The 15,928-nt window shown below is 56.7% G+C and carries 18 protein-coding genes; 7 read left to right on the top strand and 11 right to left on the bottom strand.

Annotation, left to right across the window (positions count from 1 at the left end; translation table 11 throughout):
- Nucleotides 1-77: 77 nt before the first annotated feature.
- The 7 genes from mltG to fabD all read right to left on the bottom strand — a co-directional run bounded on the left by mltG (nt 78) and on the right by fabD (nt 6,385).
- Nucleotides 78-1,235, bottom strand: a complete 1,158-nt coding sequence (gene mltG / locus I9182_RS04390) for an endolytic transglycosylase MltG (RefSeq protein WP_209596793.1) — start codon at nt 1,233-1,235, stop codon at nt 78-80.
- Nucleotides 1,236-2,501 (bottom strand): beta-ketoacyl-ACP synthase II, encoded by a 1,266-nt coding sequence (fabF, locus tag I9182_RS04395; protein WP_209596796.1) that lies wholly within the window; start codon nt 2,499-2,501, stop codon nt 1,236-1,238.
- A gap of 180 nt (nt 2,502-2,681) precedes the next feature.
- Nucleotides 2,682-3,425, bottom strand: coding sequence for a 1-(5-phosphoribosyl)-5-[(5-phosphoribosylamino)methylideneamino] imidazole-4-carboxamide isomerase (locus I9182_RS04400; RefSeq protein ID WP_209596798.1), 744 nt, complete (start codon nt 3,423-3,425; stop codon nt 2,682-2,684).
- 122 nt (nt 3,426-3,547) lie between these two features.
- The gene (locus I9182_RS04405; RefSeq protein WP_209596799.1) at nt 3,548-4,087 is read right to left on the bottom strand and encodes a GNAT family N-acetyltransferase; all 540 of its coding nucleotides are present in this window, start codon (nt 4,085-4,087) and stop codon (nt 3,548-3,550) included.
- Between the two features lie 138 nt (nt 4,088-4,225).
- Nucleotides 4,226-4,459: an acyl carrier protein gene (locus I9182_RS04410; protein WP_050602116.1), complete on the bottom strand. Its 234-nt coding sequence runs from the start codon at nt 4,457-4,459 to the stop codon at nt 4,226-4,228.
- Between the two features lie 207 nt (nt 4,460-4,666).
- Nucleotides 4,667-5,404 (bottom strand): 3-oxoacyl-[acyl-carrier-protein] reductase, encoded by a 738-nt coding sequence (gene fabG, locus I9182_RS04415; RefSeq protein ID WP_209596801.1) that lies wholly within the window; start codon nt 5,402-5,404, stop codon nt 4,667-4,669.
- Nucleotides 5,405-5,446: 42 nt separating this feature from the next.
- Nucleotides 5,447-6,385, bottom strand: coding sequence for an ACP S-malonyltransferase (gene fabD, locus I9182_RS04420; RefSeq protein WP_209596803.1), 939 nt, complete (start codon nt 6,383-6,385; stop codon nt 5,447-5,449).
- 174 nt (nt 6,386-6,559) lie between these two features.
- Here fabD and I9182_RS04425 point away from each other — a divergent pair, with 174 nt between their 5' ends.
- Nucleotides 6,560-7,783: a cytochrome b/b6 domain-containing protein gene (locus tag I9182_RS04425; RefSeq protein ID WP_209596805.1), complete on the top strand. Its 1,224-nt coding sequence runs from the start codon at nt 6,560-6,562 to the stop codon at nt 7,781-7,783.
- Between the two features lie 56 nt (nt 7,784-7,839).
- Here the strand turns inward: I9182_RS04425 and I9182_RS04430 are convergent, their stop codons facing one another.
- Complete coding sequence (locus I9182_RS04430) at nt 7,840-8,412, bottom strand: YceI family protein (protein WP_209596807.1); 573 nt, start codon at nt 8,410-8,412, stop codon at nt 7,840-7,842.
- 125 nt (nt 8,413-8,537) lie between these two features.
- The gene (locus I9182_RS04435) at nt 8,538-9,056 is read right to left on the bottom strand and encodes a hypothetical protein (RefSeq protein ID WP_209596809.1); all 519 of its coding nucleotides are present in this window, start codon (nt 9,054-9,056) and stop codon (nt 8,538-8,540) included.
- 281 nt (nt 9,057-9,337) lie between these two features.
- On the opposite strand from I9182_RS04435, the gene rpsF reads away from it, so the two are divergent.
- From rpsF to I9182_RS04465, 6 genes are all read left to right on the top strand, one after another.
- The gene (rpsF, locus tag I9182_RS04440; RefSeq protein WP_209503558.1) at nt 9,338-9,691 is read left to right on the top strand and encodes a 30S ribosomal protein S6; all 354 of its coding nucleotides are present in this window, start codon (nt 9,338-9,340) and stop codon (nt 9,689-9,691) included.
- Nucleotides 9,692-9,719: 28 nt separating this feature from the next.
- Nucleotides 9,720-9,947, top strand: a complete 228-nt coding sequence (rpsR, locus tag I9182_RS04445; protein ID WP_005608650.1) for a 30S ribosomal protein S18 — start codon at nt 9,720-9,722, stop codon at nt 9,945-9,947.
- A gap of 12 nt (nt 9,948-9,959) precedes the next feature.
- The gene (rplI, locus tag I9182_RS04450; RefSeq protein WP_209503556.1) at nt 9,960-10,580 is read left to right on the top strand and encodes a 50S ribosomal protein L9; all 621 of its coding nucleotides are present in this window, start codon (nt 9,960-9,962) and stop codon (nt 10,578-10,580) included.
- Nucleotides 10,581-10,746: 166 nt separating this feature from the next.
- The gene (locus I9182_RS04455; protein WP_209596811.1) at nt 10,747-11,232 is read left to right on the top strand and encodes a lytic transglycosylase domain-containing protein; all 486 of its coding nucleotides are present in this window, start codon (nt 10,747-10,749) and stop codon (nt 11,230-11,232) included.
- A gap of 235 nt (nt 11,233-11,467) precedes the next feature.
- Nucleotides 11,468-12,169 carry an autoinducer binding domain-containing protein gene (locus tag I9182_RS04460; protein WP_209596813.1) on the top strand — a complete coding sequence of 234 codons (702 nt, stop codon included), beginning with the start codon at nt 11,468-11,470 and terminating at the stop codon, nt 12,167-12,169.
- Nucleotides 12,170-12,276: 107 nt separating this feature from the next.
- Nucleotides 12,277-13,131: an acyl-homoserine-lactone synthase gene (locus tag I9182_RS04465; RefSeq protein WP_209503550.1), complete on the top strand. Its 855-nt coding sequence runs from the start codon at nt 12,277-12,279 to the stop codon at nt 13,129-13,131.
- 103 nt (nt 13,132-13,234) lie between these two features.
- Here I9182_RS04465 and tig read toward each other — a convergent pair whose 3' ends face one another.
- Both tig and I9182_RS04475 read right to left on the bottom strand, forming a co-directional pair.
- Nucleotides 13,235-14,566 (bottom strand): trigger factor, encoded by a 1,332-nt coding sequence (gene tig / locus I9182_RS04470; RefSeq protein ID WP_209597556.1) that lies wholly within the window; start codon nt 14,564-14,566, stop codon nt 13,235-13,237.
- Nucleotides 14,567-14,739: 173 nt separating this feature from the next.
- Nucleotides 14,740-15,864, bottom strand: coding sequence for a porin (locus I9182_RS04475; protein ID WP_209596816.1), 1,125 nt, complete (start codon nt 15,862-15,864; stop codon nt 14,740-14,742).
- Nucleotides 15,865-15,928 lie beyond the last annotated feature (64 nt).

Below are 15,928 nucleotides of genomic sequence, written 5' to 3' on the forward strand. Positions count from 1 at the left end.
TGCCAAAGAAAACGCCGACGCCAGTTGCTATACCGGCGTCGGCGTTTTTTGCTAGCTAAACCAGCAACCCGCCGGGTTTAATTCCCCGAGCTCTGCTGTTCCTCGATCTCGCGCCATTTGGCAACGTTGCGATTGTGCTCCTGCAGGGTTTCTGCAAACGCATGCCCGCCCGAGCCGTCGGCGACGAAGAACACATAGTTGGTGTCATCTGGCGCAACCGCAGCTTCAAGACTCGCCAGACCCGGATTTGCAATCGGCGTCGGGGGCAGCCCATCAATCTGATAGGTGTTCCAAGGTGTCGGACGGTTCAATTCGCTGCGCCGCAACCCGCGACCCAATGTGCCCTGCCCCTTTGTCACGCCATAGATGACGGTCGGATCGGTTTGCAACCGCATCCCTTGTTTCAGGCGGTTCACGAACACACTGGCGACCTGGCCGCGTTCCTCCGGAACACCGGTTTCCTTTTCGATGATAGACGCAAGGATCAGCATCTCTTCCGGACTGTCCAGCGGCAACCCGCCTTGGCGGCTTTCCCAAACCGCATTGATCCGCAGTTGTTGCTTGTCCTGCATGGCCTGCAAAATCGCATTGCGGTCCTGTCCGGCCACAACATCGTAACTGTCCGGGGCCAACATTCCCTCAGCCGGGATCTCGGTCACCTCACCTGACAGCGCTTCGAATGATTTAAGGGCCTCGACCACCTGCCACGAGGTCACACCTTCGGCCAGTGACACCCGATAGCGCGTGTCAGCCTCGTTGCGCTTCTCGGTATAAGCATTAGGCGTTTCTTCCTCTGCCGCATCAAATGAAGCAATCTCGACAAAATCCAATGTTGCCGGGTCCAGTTCACGCACGCGAGTTTGGGTACGCGTTACACCGATACGGTATTCGATTTCCGACCCACAAGTGCTGGCGCCGCTGCTGGTGATCTCTTCGATGATCTGCGCCATCGACGCGCCTTCGCGCACCAGAAAGCTGCCCGCTTTCAACCGCTGCGCCTGATCGGTATAGTCAGCGGCCATCCGAAACAGAATTGAACTGCGAATGGCACCCTGATCTTCCAGATCGCGACTGACACGTGTCATGTTCGAGCCGCTTTTGACCTGAAGGCAAATCGCAGTTTCAAGTGGGCCTTCGGCCTTGTACTGCGACTGTCCCCACAAGATCAGACCGCCCACCAGAAACAGGCCGACCACTAGGATGGTCAGCGCATTCGAAGCGATGGCCCGCCACATTTAACTGACCTTTCCGAAGATCACGCTGGCGTTGGTTCCGCCAAACCCGAACGAGTTCGACAGCGCCACGTTAATCTCACGCTCGCGCTTGGCGTTGGGGGCCAGATCAATCGGAGTTTCAACTGCCGGGTTGTCCAAGTTGATTGTTGGCGGTGCGACCTGATCGCGGATCGCCAGGATTGAGAAAATCGCCTCAATCGCGCCTGCAGCACCCAGCAAGTGACCGGTTGCCGACTTGGTCGAACTCATCGTCGCATTCCCGGCATGTTCGCCCAACAGGCGCTCAACCGCGCCCAGTTCGATCGTGTCCGCCATAGTCGAGGTGCCATGCGCGTTGATGTAATCCAGGTCTTTCGGCTCCAGCCCGGCGCTGCGCAACGCCGCTCTCATGGAGCGTTCGGCCCCGTCGCCATCCTCGGACGGGGCGGTGATGTGATAGGCGTCGCCCGACATACCATAGCCCAGCACCTCGGCGTAGATCTTGGCACCACGCGCCTTGGCGTGTTCGTAATCTTCCAGAACCACGATGCCGGCACCCTCGCCCATCACGAAACCGTCACGGTCCACGTCATAGGGTCGGCTGGCAGCCTTGGGATTATCTGCGTATTTGGTCGACAGCGCCTTACATGCGTTGAACCCGGCAATACCGATCTCGCAGATGCAGCCCTCGCCACCGCCTGCCACCATGACATCCGCGTCACCCGCCCGGATGATGCGGCTGGCGTCGCCGATAGCGTGCGCACCGGTTGAACATGCGGTCACGACCGAGTGGTTCGGCCCTTTGAACCCGTGACGGATTGATACCTGCCCCGAGGCCAGGTTGATCAGTGCGCCCGGAATAAAGAACGGCGATACCCGACGCGGACCTTTGTCGCGGATCAGGTTCGCAGTATTGGCAATCGATCCCAGACCACCAATGCCCGAGCCGATCAGAACACCGGTCCGCAAGCGCGATTCTTCGTCTTCCGGCAGCCAGCCTGCATCCTTACAGGCCATTTCTGCGGCCGCGATGGAATACAGGATAAAGTCCTCGATCTTGCGCTGCTCTTTCAGCGGCATCCAGTCATCGGGATTGAAGGTCCCGTTGGTTCCGTCGCCGCGCGGCACCTCGCAGGCGTAGGTCGTTGCGACCCCGCTTGCCTCTGCATCGAAATGCGTGATTGGACCTGCGCCGGACTCTCCGTCCAGCAGCCGCGACCAGGTTTCCTCGACCCCGCTGGCCAAAGGAGTGACCAATCCAAGACCGGTTACAACGACTCTGCGCATGAAGTGCCTCTTGCCTGCTTCCTCTTATGAGAACCGCTCATACCCCGGCCCGGGGTGCGGGGGCAAGAGCAACGGTTCTTTCCGCCCTGGCGTCCTGCCGCCGATTTCCCAAGGAAACCGGAAATTCGACGCTTGTCAAAAACCGCCCCTTCGCGCGTCCAGCCGAAAGGGCGGAGTTGCTTACTGAAACTGCGCGACCGGCTCGTGGGCCGATTTGGCAGTTTCAAGCGCTGTGGCCAAGTCCAGTGTCTTGCGGAACAACGCACGCCCGACAATCGCGCCCGAGATATTGGGGATGTATGCCAGCCGCGAGATATCGTCTGCTGTGCGCACGACACCGCTGGCAATCACCGGGGTACGCGAATGGTTTGCCAGCCGCGAAATCAGACCAAGCTGTGCCTCGACATCTTCCATGTCACTGTCGATGTCGGTTACCACGATAGCGGCAAAGGGCGCATCGCCGAACGCATCAATAAAGGCTTCGGGCGTGAATGCACTTTGGCTGCGCCAGCCGTCAGTCATGACAAGGCCTTGCCACACATCAACCGACAGCACGATCTGATCCGGGTAAAGCTTGGCCAGTTCCTTGACCAGGTTCGGTTCGCGCGCGGCCAGCGTGCCAACCACAACGCGGCCCGCGCCCTTGTCGATCCGGCGCTCAATCTGTTCGCGCGTGCGCATGCCACCCGCCAACTGCACCGGAATCTCGGCCTTGCGAATGATATCTTCGACCAGCTGCGCGTTGGTATCCTTGCCCTCGATCGCGTCGAAATCCGTCAGGTGCATCCATTCGGCACCCGCCTCTGCCCAGCTCCGTGCGGTATCTACCGGATTCACGTGCCAGATCATCGCATCATCCAGACGACCTTTGTCCAGTGAGACACACCGGCCGTTCTGCAGTTCCATCGTGGGGTAAATCCTCATGAGCTCGGTCCTCCGCTCAATCGTTTTGAAATCCCCGGCACCATACAACTGGAATGCCCGCCCGAAATCTCCGGGATCGGCACAGTTTGGCCATTTTGCGGCATACTGATTAAGTGGCGAATTTACGCGCGGGCTGGCGGTCCGTTGCGCCTTAACAAATGCACCGGGGTTTCATTATACACCCCTTCCCGCATCAGAACATAGCCAAGCTTTTTGGCGAGTTTCTGCGAAGACGCGTTCGATGCGTTTATCATCGCGACCAACGGTCCGGGAATCACCCGGTCAAACCAGTCATGCGCAGCCTTGGCGGCCTCGTATCCCAATCCCTGCCCTTGTGCTTCGGGGACCAGTACCCACCCTGCCTCGGGGAAGCCGTCGAAATCCTCGCCCATGCGTCGGTTGCTATAGAAGAATCCGGCATGCCCGATCAGCGTACGATTCGATTGCTGCATTACGCCCCACTGACCAAAACCGGCCATCTGCCAATGCCCCGCATTATGCAAGAACGAATCCCACGCTTCGCCACGCGATCGGGGAGAACCTCCGATATGCTGCACGACGCAAGGGTTACGCCAGATTTCCGCGAACCGGTCAAAATCCTCTGGGCGCATGGCGCACAGCGTCAAACGCGCGGTATTTATCATCGGAGTGGATCTTATCATGCCCTGTCCACTTTGAGTTTTGCCTCAGTGGAAACAGTGCGCAGGCCACAATAGCCACGCAAGCCCGAAATTCGGGCAGGCATAAAAAAACGGCGCCCCCGTTGCCCGGAAGCGCCGATTTTGATCAGAAAGAAACGCTTAGGACGCTTCGCTGATGAACTTGACGGCGTCGCCAAAGGTCTGGATGGTCTCGGCTGCGTCATCGGGGATCTCGATGCCGAACTCTTCTTCGAAGGCCATGACCAGCTCAACAGTGTCCAGGCTGTCTGCGCCCAGATCGTCGATGAAGGACGCGTTTTCCACGACTTTATCTTCTTCAACACCCAGGTGCTCAACAACGATCTTCTTAACGCGATCTGCGACGTCGCTCATGTCTATTCCTCATTCCTTTACAGGGCGGTCCGCCCGATTCTGCCCTTGCCCGCACGGGTTGGCTTTGGTTTGCCCGTTTTGGGCGGTTTCGGTCCCGGCGAACCGGGAAATAGAAGGCCGACCTGAACGACCGGCCCCGCATAGATGCGCCGCCTATAGCATAGTCGGCGCAAGAGGCAAACGCTTTCGCACTTGCCCCTGTCGCGCTCACAACATGGCCATACCGCCATTTACATGCAAGGTGCTTCCGGTAACATAGCCCGCTTCGGGGCTGGAAAGATACAGAACCGCAGCTGCAATTTCTTCCGGATCGCCCATGCGCCCGGCCGGAACCTTGAGCAACAGACCCTTTTTTTGTTCCTCGGTCAGTTTTTCGGTCATTGCCGTCGTGATAAATCCAGGTGCCACGGCATTCACAGTAATTCCGCGGGTCGCGACTTCGTGGGCCAAAGCCTTGGAAAACCCGATCATACCGGCCTTCGACGCTGCATAGTTCGCCTGCCCCGGATTGCCGATTGCGGCCACCACGGACGAGACATTGACGATCCGGCCCCAGCGCGCCTTCATCATGCCCCGGATCACACCTTTGCACAGTTTCATGGTCGAGGTCATGTTCACGTCAATGACGCTTTGCCATTCCTCATCAGACATGCGCATGAACAGGTTGTCGCGGGTGATTCCGGCGTTGTTTACAAGAATGTCCACCGATCCCATCGCCTCGGCCGCTTGCTTTGGCAACGCTTCCACGGCTTCCGGATCGCTTAAATTGCAGGGCAGAACATGCGCGCGTTCGCCCAGTTCGTCGGCCAGAGCCTGAAGCGGTTCAACGCGTGTACCGGACAACCCAACCGTTGCACCTGCGCCATGCAACGCACGTGCGATGTGGCCTCCGATACCGCCCGAAGCACCGGTGATCAGCGCATTCTTACCTGTTAAATCAAACATTCGGTTTCCCTCTTGCTGCGTCGGTTACAACGCGAATTGAGCTTACGATTCGGCCTGAATGGCCTTCTGGACGTCTTCCGGTGTGCCCACAGCCTTGCCCGCGATTTCGCGATCGATCTTGCGGATCATACCGGACAGCGCTTTGCCAGCGCCGATTTCCCATGTTTCAGTCACGCCTTGAGCCGCCATATATTGCACGCTTTCCCGCCAGCGAACCGAACCCGTCACCTGCTCGACCAGCAATTGATGGATCAGATCCGGTTCGCTGACAGCCTCGGCGCGCACATTGGCCACCAAAGGTACGACAGGGGCCTTAATTTCGACGGCAGCAAGCGCTTCTGCCATTACATCTGCAGCAGGTTTCATCAGCGCACAGTGAAATGGAGCACTTACCGGCAACATAACGGCACGTTTTGCACCTTTTTCCTTGGCGATCTCGGCTGCGCGCTCGACAGCCGCTTTTGAACCCGACACGACGACCTGTGTGGGATCGTTGTCATTTGCGGCCTGACAGACCTCGCCCTGTGCGGCTTCTTCCGCAACGGCGCGCACGGCCTCCAGATCCAGCCCCAAAATGGCGGCCATGGCCCCCTCGCCCACGGGTACGGCGCTTTGCATGGCCTGACCACGGGTGCGCAACAGACGCGCAGTATCTGCAACAGACAAGGCACCCGCCGCGGCCAGAGCCGAGTATTCACCCAGTGAATGCCCCGCCACAAAAGCCGCCTTGCTGACAGATACGCCTTCGGCTTCCAAAGCGCGCATGGCTGCCATCGACGTTGCCATCAACGCGGGTTGTGCATTCTGGGTCAGTGTCAGGTCAGCAATATCGCCATCCCAGATCAGGCTGCTCAACTTCTCGCCCAACGCGTCGTCCACCTCATCGAAAATGGCCTGAGCCGCCGGGTAGGCCTCAGCCAGAGCTTTGCCCATACCTATGGTCTGGGCGCCTTGCCCCGGGAAAACGAACGCGAGTGTCATTGCAACCTCATGGATGGTGTCAGGTTGCGGCGGGGTGTAAACTGACTGACCGTCTGGCACAAGCATTGCCTGCTTTCTGCATTCTGGCACCTTTTGTGTGCACCCGCGCTCACTTGTGTCTGTTTCATCCGGCTTTACCTTGGGCACACCCAAGAATCCCGGAGCGCGCGACATATGCAATCGACCAATTCCTTTTCAAGCTACGGCAGCATCGCAAAGACGTTTCATTGGCTGACCGCCTTGCTGATCTTCACGGCTTTGCCCCTCGGCTGGGTCGCAGATAATCTGGCGCATGCGGTACTGCACTCGGCAACGGCCCCTACCGAGTTGGAAATTGCCCGTGCGGCGCGCGTGTTCTCATTGCATAAAACCGTGGGGGTTACCGTGTTCTTCGTGGCATTGGCCCGCATTCTTTGGGCGTTCACGCAAACCAAGCCCGGCCTTCTGAATGCTGACAACAAGCCCGAAGCCTTCGCCGCTGAAACCGTCCACTGGCTGCTTTACGGTTCGCTGGTCCTTGTGCCGCTGACCGGCTGGATTCACCACGCCGCGACCGAAGGCTTTGCCCCAATCCTTTGGCCCTTCGGCCAAAACCTGCCTTTTGTACCGAAATCCACCGCCGTGGCCGAGGTAACAGGGGTTCTGCACTGGCTTTTCATGTGGGTTCTGGTCGTTTCCCTTGTCCTGCACGTTGCAGGTGCGCTGAAACATCACATCGTCGACAAGGACGGCACATTGCGCCGGATGTTACCGGGCCTGTCTGATGTGCCGGAACCACCACATCAAACCCATTCACTGATTCCAGCCGTCGCCGCATTGGTGGTCTGGGGTGTCGTCGTCACCGGAGGCTGGGCAACGGGTAAGCTTACCCCTAACGTAGGTGAAGCACCGGATGTCCAACTGACCGAGGTTCAATCCGAATGGCAGGTTCAGAACGGCACGCTGTCGATTACGATTTCGCAACTGAATAGCCCCGTCACAGGTTCGTTTTCGGACTGGACGGCCGCAATTACTTTTGACGAACCCACAGAGCCGGGCCCGGCAGGGTCTGTCGATGTCACGATAGCCATCAGCTCGCTTAGTCTTGGAACCGTAACCGATCAGGCCATGGGACCGGATTTCTTCGACAACGCCCGGTTCCCGACTGCTCAGTTCAAAGCCGACCTTTATAAAACCGAAAATCGTTACGAGGCGCGCGGTCCGCTTACAATTCGCGACAAGTCGATCGATGTCGTTTTGCCCTTCTCGCTGGATCTTCAGGGCGACACAGCCACCATGGCGGGCACAATCGAGCTTAACCGGCTGGAGTTTGATGTAGGCACATCGCAGCCTACCGAAGACTCGCTGGGCTTTACCGTCGCAGTATCCGTAGAACTCACAGCGGCACGCGGTCAGTAAGGCAAAAAAACGCCGGCGATTTGATCACCGGCGTTTTTCTGTTCGTGATTCTGGGATTACTCGGCTTTTTGTGCCTCGACCGAAATCTGGATTTGCACTTCGTCGCTGACAAACGGTGCAAACTGCCCCAGGTCGAATTCGCTACGGACAAGCGTTGTTGTCGCGTTGAAACCAGCCCAGGGCTGATTTGCCATCGGGTGGGTGTCAGCCTTGTTGAGCTTTGCGTCCAGAACAACCGATTTGGTCACACCGTTCATCGTCAGATCGCCGGTGATGTTCGCGGTGTTTTCACCAGTCACTTCGATTCCTGTCGAGGTAAAGGTGATCAAATCTCCTTCGGCCGCGCCAAAGAAATCCTCGGTCATGAAGTGATCTTCACGGGGTTTCCAGCCGGTAAACATCTCCAAAACGGGCATCGACACACTCACGCTCGAAGCGGCGGGGTTTTCCTGGTCGAACATGATCTCGCCTTCAAAGCCGGAAAACATGCCAGTCGTGGTTGAAAACCCAAGGTGGTCATAGCTGAAAATGACTTGGCTGTGGCTGGGATCCAACACGTATTTCTCGGCGCTGGCGAATGCCGTTGTCGCTGATACGGCCAATGCAGCAGCAAGAAGGGTGGATTTCATATCAATCTCCGCGGTTTTGTGAATGCAGTCCGTCAGGACTGCTTGAATACAAAATGTGCCGCCCAAGGGCGGCACACAACCTTTTTTGATTCACAACTTCTGTTCTTTTTTGAACAGAATAAAAATCAACCGAAAATTGTTACGCTTTTGCTGAGCTGCCCTTTCAGCGCCCGGCTGACATCCGCCGATTCAAGCGGCAGCTTCATCAAAAGACTTCCGTCCACGTCAAACAGGTGAACCTCATTCTCTTCAAAACGCGCCCCACCCAGCGAGTCATAGCTGCGGCGCAGGACAGTCTGAGGGCGTCCGTCTTCGTTCTTTTGCAATACCCGGACTTCGCGGCGGATCGGGTCGAAATAGGCGTCAGGGCGCGGGTCGAAAACCTCGATTGTCAACAAGGCGACGCCAACGACCAGAAACAGCATGGATGCCGCCATCTTGATCGGCCAAACATCTGCGCCAACGACCGATCCGGGCATCAACCACATTGAAAACGCGGAAACGATCAAAAACGCCCCGACCATCCGCGCCAGTATCAGGCGGGCCTTCCAGTTCGGTGCAAATGTGATCATTACCGGCACCGAATTCTCAAAGCGCGAGCCGGCAACGTTTTCCTGATATGCGTTTGTGTTAGTAGCGGTCATAACGCGTCACCCTTTTAAGGTTACTTTCGAAATTCTGTTGATCCGGTTGATGCCCGGTATGCAAAACAACTTTGAGCCGAAAAGCGTCAGCAATTGGGCGACCCAAAGGAATTTGGGCGGCGTCTCAGAGGCATGTGTGGCAGGGCTTGCTCCTGCGGCTCAGACGTGTATACGGGGCCATCCTTCGCAGTCATATGAATCGCGCAGCCTCTCGTGGCAGGGTCGCGAAGGAATGTTTGGCCCCGCCTATGAAATGCGCCTTGATATAAACAGGAGTGCACATGCCACTGTATGAGCATGTAATGATCGCGCGTCAGGATCTGTCCAACGCGCAGGCGGAAAGCCTCGTCGAACATTTCGGCACCGTTCTGGCTGACAACGGCGGCAAGCTGGTTGACAGCGAGTACTGGGGCGTCAAGACGATGGCCTACAAGATCAACAAAAACCGCAAGGGCCACTATGCCTTTCTGAAAACCGATGCCCCCTCGGGCGCGGTGCAGGAAATGGAACGCCTGATGCGTCTGCATGAAGATGTCATGCGCGTTCTGACCATCAAGGTCGACGGACACGAAGATGGTCCGTCGGTTCAGATGCAGAAGCGCGACGAACGTGGCGAACGCCGCGAACGCCGCTGATCAACGCCTGAGAAAAGGACTATAACCCATGGCCGCAAAACCATTTTTCCGCCGCCGCAAGGTCTGCCCGTTCTCGGGTGAAAATGCGCCGAAAATCGACTACAAAGACACCCGTCTGCTGCAGCGCTACATCTCTGAGCGTGGCAAGATCGTGCCTTCGCGCATCACCGCCGTTTCGGCGAAAAAGCAGCGTGAACTGGCCCGCGCTATCAAGCGCGCCCGCTTCCTCGCCCTGCTGCCCTACGCTGTGAAGTAAGGAGAGACTGACATGCAAGTTATCCTGCTGGAACGCGTTGCGAAACTGGGTCAGATGGGCGACGTCGTTGACGTCAAGCCTGGCTACGCCCGCAACTTCCTGCTGCCCCAAGGCAAAGCCCTGAGCGCATCTGACGCCAACATCGCGTCGTTCGAAGCCCAGAAAGCGCAGCTTGAGGCCCGCAACCTGGAAACCAAGAAAGAAGCTGAGGCCCTGGCTGAAAAACTGGACGGTCAGCAGTTCGTCGTGATTCGCTCGGCATCGGATGCCGGCGCTCTGTACGGTTCGGTCACCCCGCGTGACGCCGCTGACGCCGCAACCGAAGCAGGTTTCACCGTCGACAAGAAACAGATCATCCTGATCGCCCCGATCAAGGAACTGGGTCTGCACACCGTTGCAGTGAAACTGCACCCCGAGGTTGAAGTCGAAATCAAGATGAACGTAGCCCGTTCGGCAGAAGAAGCTGAACTGCAGGCTTCGGGCAAATCGATTCAGGAACTGGCTGCTGAAGAAGAAGCCGCTGCTGAATTCGAGATCGCCGAACTGTTCGACGACATCGGCTCGGCCGCTTCGGATGATGATGACATGGTTGCCGACGCGGCACCGGTTGAAGAAGACGAAGCCAAAGCCTGATCCGGCTGCTTGTGAGAACTTTAAAGGCCGCGCCAAAGCGCGGCCTTTTCTTTTTTCCCTGTGTGTTCACATGTCGTACCGGCAAGTTTCAGCCCATTTTCCGGGGTAAGCTTGAAGGCTGATTGTCGATCCGTATCATCGCCGCCGAAACTCAGAGGACCGAAAAATGCTTGTATTTCTGCGCCAAAGTTTCCTGGCACTGTTTCTATTTGTGTCGTTGGTTGCCTGCGGGGCAGACCAGGTCTCCAAAGCGGGTACGCCACATTTTGACCCGCCGCTCCACCCGAATGAAACGCCCGAGCTGAGAGCTGCGATCAACAGATGGGCGGACCATTACGAGATTCCGCGGGAGCTGGTTCACAAGCTGGCCATTCGTGAAAGCACCCACCGACCATGGGCCGTCAACCAGCCCTATTACGGTCTTCTACAGGTCCTGCCCGCCACGGCGCGCTCGATGGGTTATTCCGGAAAAGCCGAAGGTTTGCTTGACGCGGACACCAACCTTGAGTTTGCGGGAAGGTACCTGCGCGGAGCCTGGCTGCTGGCCGACGGGGATCAACGCAGGGCTATTTTCTTGTACGCCAAAGGTTACTATCCAGAGGCAAAAGCCAAGGGTATGCTGGTCGAAACCGGCTTGAGACCTGCACCCTGACGGTCATTCGCGTCAGAAATCGACCAAAATCAGCACTTGAGAGTGAATAGTGACAAAAATGCTCTATTGGTTGTCGCAATATGCTGTATTGCACAGACAATTAAGACCTCTCCTTGTCATGTTTAGAAAAGTATGGTGTTCTGACTTGGTGAGGTAAACGGGTTCCACTCTGTGTAATACGCATGCTCGACGACACCATCGGGCGGCAAGATGGGCCACAGCTGGTAGGCGCCACATGGAAATTGTCGATCTGAGCACTCTGCCGGATTCAGAAGTTCGATACACCGAATTTCTAAGGCAAATCTGTGAGAAGCATGACATGGATCATGCTGCCTATGCTGGTATGAACCCAGCAGCTGGAACAGTGGCTGGCTTTGTCACCTATGACGACGCCTGGAATGAGCACTACCAGAAACAGGGTCTGATCATGATCGATCCGACCATCCACATGGCCCGCCGCAGTATTGCGCCGGTGGACTGGAGCCGTCTGGAAAGAAGTCCAGACTTTCAACGCGTGTTCCGGGATGCTCATGATTTTGGCTTGCCCAGTCAGGGTGTTACGATCCCGGTACGCGGCCCTTACGGTGATATTGGCCTGCTGAGCGCTACCCGAAATTGCAGCAAGGAAGAGTGGCGCAAGCTTTACACAAACTTTATCGGCGATTTGCAGGCCATGGCCGTGCACATCCACGACAACGTCGTGTCCTCGGATCAGCTGACCGGTGCACTATATCATCCGACCTTGTCCTCTCGCGAAGCGGAAATCCTGCAATGGGTCGCTGCAGGTAAGTCGCAGCAGGATATCGGCGATATTTTGTCTATTTCGCACCGAACCGTAGAAGTACACTTGCGTTCTAGCCGGGAAAAGCTTAGTGCGCTGACCACCCCGCAGGCCGTAGGGCGGGCGATAGCGATCGGGCTTATTACCCCGGGATAAACAAAAAAATCCCCAAATTTCGCCAAAATACGGGAATCCCCCAATAGAAAAATCTTTCGAGAGCGGTAACGTCAGTATTACCGAACAACCACTCGAAGGGGGAAGAAATGATCATCGTGGTAGATGGCCTGAACAGACACATGTTCAGCGAAGTTCTTGACGAAATGTTCGAGTTGAGAGCGCGTGTTTTTGGCGGACGTCTTGGATGGGACGTAAAGATCGAAGACGGCAAGGAAATTGATGAATTCGATCATCTGGACCCGGCATACGTAATCGGACTCGACGACGGGGGGAATGTCGTCGCAGCCGTGCGTGCCCTTCAGACCACAGGACCTCATATGTTGTCGGATGTGTTTTCGGCCATCCTCTGCGGGGAAGCACCACTGCGCAGCGCAACAATGTGGGAATCGACACGCTTCTGCGTGGACACGCAACGCCTTACACGCGGCAAGGAAAAGAACTCAGTCTCTTATGCCACCTGCGAGCTTATGATCGGCTCTCTGGAATATGCCAAGAACGCAGGTATTCAGGATATCATCACCGTAATCGATCCGGTCATGGACCGGGTTCTGAAACGGTCGAACTGCGCGCCATATGACTATGTCGGCGAAACGGTTCCCATGGGGAAAGTCTCGGCACTGGCCGCCCTGTTGGATTGCACCGATGAACGCATCTCGGGTCTGCGTGAGTTTGCAGGCATCCATGAGAACGTCTTTATGGATGACGAAGAGGCACTGGCACTGTTTGCAGCCAAGAAGGCAGCAACCCAGAGCCCGGCCAATCAGGATCACAAGCCACTGACCGAACTTGAGAAGTATTTTGTGGAACAGATGAGCGCCGCAAGAAACGAAGCTGAACGTCAGGACGTTTTGAAGCTGATCGAAGCGCTCTCGGATACGTTCACACCAGAGCAGAAGATCGCTCTGCTAGATACCCCCCGTGCTTTTGCTCATGAGGCCTGACCCCCTCACCTCATAGATACAAAAGCCACCCATGCGGAGCCGTCTGTTTACAGGCGGCTCCGTTTTTTTTACCCCTCTCTGAACAAAGAGGGAAGGAAGAGGATTATTCCTCTTCCAATGCCTCAATGGCTTTTTGCAGGTCGTCCTTGCTGACTTCCTTGTCGCTGACCTGCGCCAGCTCGAACACATAGTCGACAACCTTGTCTTCGAAGATCGGCGCGCGCAGTTGCTGCTGCATCTGAGCGTTCTGCTGCACGAACTCGAAGAACTGGCGTTCCTGACCCGGGTACTGACGCGCCTGGTTCATGATCGCCTGGGTCATCTCGGCATCGGTGACTTCCACCTCTGCCTTCTGGCCCAGCTCGGCCAGCAGCAGACCCAGACGCACGCGGCGTTCGGCCAGCTTGTTGTGCTCATCGGTGGGTTCGATCTCATCGTGGTCGTGACCGGTTACTTCAGGGTTTTCCTCGTGCCACAGCTGATGTGCAATCTGCTTGGCTTCGGCTTCAACCAGCGACGGCGGCAGGTCGAACGACACTTTTTCGTCCAGCACGTCCAGCAGGGCCCGCTTCATGACAGCACGCGACGCGCCCGCATATTCTGCTTCCAGACGTTCCGAAATCTGAGTTTTCAGAGCGGCCAGATCCTCGGCGCCGAACTTCATCGCCAGCTCATCGTTGATCTCGGCTGCAACCGGCTCTTTCACTTCCTTGATCGTGCAGGTGAAGACCGCATCTTTTCCGGCCAGATGTTCGGCACCATATTCTTCCGGGAATGTCACGTTAACGTCTTTTTCTTCCTCGGCCTTCACACCGACCAGTTGCTCTTCAAAACCGGGGATGAAGCTGTTTGAACCCAGAACCAACGGATAGTCTTCGGCTGATCCGCCTTCGAATTCTTCGCCATCAACCTTGCCAACAAAATCGAACACGATCTGGTCGCCATCCTTGGCTTTCGACCCCTTGCGGCGGGCTTTGAAGTCCTGAGCGGTTTCAGCGAGGTTGTTCAGCGCTTCCTCGACGGCGGCGTCATCCGCCTTGACGATCAGCTTGTCCAGCGCAACCGATTTCAGATCGACCTCAGGGATCGCGGGCAGCGCTTCGTAGGACATCGCGACCTCGATATCGTCGCCTTCTTTCCAGTCCTCGTTGGTCATCTTGACTTCGGGCTGCAGCGCCGGGCGGTCGCCGCTGTCCTCGAAATGCTTGTTCATTGCACCGTCGATGGATTCCTGCATCGCCTCACCCAGCAGGCGTTGGCCAAACTGCTTTTTCAGCAGCGCCATCGGCACCTTGCCTTTGCGGAAGCCTTTCATTTCGATTTCCGGCTGTGCTTCGGTCAGCTTTTCATTGACCTTGTCGTCCAGTTCGGCTGCGGTCACAACGATGTTGTAGCCGCGTTTCAGACCTTCGTTCAGCGTCTCGGTAACCTGCATTTTGGTAGTCCCCATAGGATTCAGGGCGCGCAAAACGGGCGCGCCGGGCAAATTTGACGCCTTCTATTTGCCCTGCCGCCAACGTGCAAGGGGCAAAGGCTGAATCAACCTGGTTTTGGCAAAAAAGAACGCCCCGAAAACTGGGGCGTTCGTGTTGGGTCTCTGGAAGGCGATTAAAACTTCCAGCGCGCACCCAGAACCCAGGCCTCGTTGTTTTCGAACGACGTTCCGTCATCGAAATCGTGGTTGCGATACTTCAGGTAAACATCGGTATTGATCGCTTCGACCTTCTGCACGACAGCGATACCCCATGCCTTGGTGTCGGACCCGTTGGTTTCGAAATCCGCGCCGTCGTAATAGTCGATACCGACACCAGTCTTGCCCCAGGATACCCAGTTCCCCTCGTACGAGACCTTGCCGTACCAGTAGTTCGGATCCGTCTGGCCGGCTCGGTCATCGTCACGCGTGCCGCCGGCAATGGTGAACCCCAGACCGCTGGGCAACAGCACCGAGGCCGAACCGATTGTATCCTTGCGATCCCCTGAATTGTCATCCCGCTCCCGCACCGAATACGCGACAGCTGCCGCAAACTCTACACCGCCTGCAAAGGTGTTTTCATAGAACACGCCGACATCGTAGTAGTCATCATCGTCACTGCTGGACAGAATGTTCTGACCATATGCAAAAGCTGCCGAGAATCCGTTAACCGTTGGAGTGTCATACCGGACGCGCCCACGACGTGAGCCATCAAAGTTGCTGGAACTGTCACCAACCGTAATACCGCTCAGCACACCGTTTGTGCCGCGATAGAAAAAGCCAGAGTTCTCATCGTTTGTAAACGAATACAGCGCGGTGCCGACATAGGACAGGTCCACTTCTGCAGCACCATCTGCCGCCATGCTGCCCTGACCTGCCGAGAACTTGCCGTAGCTGCCCTTCAAGGCAAAATCCACAAACCGGATATCGTCGCGGGTCCAGCCACTAAAGTTTGTACCGTTCTGGTTCCATTCAGTCGAGTTCGGCAATCCCAACGCCGATTCCAAGCGGAAGGTAAACTCGTTCTGGCCAAACGGCTGCATCAGACGCAGGCCAACCCGGCTGTTTGACAGATCGTTGTCGAGGACCCGGGTCTCGGTATCTTGGCCGTCATCAACCGAAATCAAGGCCGGGTTTAACTGCCCGTAAAGCAGCACATAGCCACCGCTGTTATTTTCGTATTTCAGCTCTGCGGCTGCCGGAACAGCGACCGTGGCAGTCAGAAAGGCGGCAACCGATATCTTTTTGATATTTGGGGTCATTTCACTCACCATAGTTGGTTCGGGGTTCAGATACTGCCCATTTGTTTACTGAATCCGAGCGTTC

The sequence above is a fragment of the Ruegeria sp. HKCCSP351 genome (assembly GCF_017872535.1).
Taxonomy (GTDB): Bacteria; Pseudomonadota; Alphaproteobacteria; order Rhodobacterales; family Rhodobacteraceae; genus Ruegeria.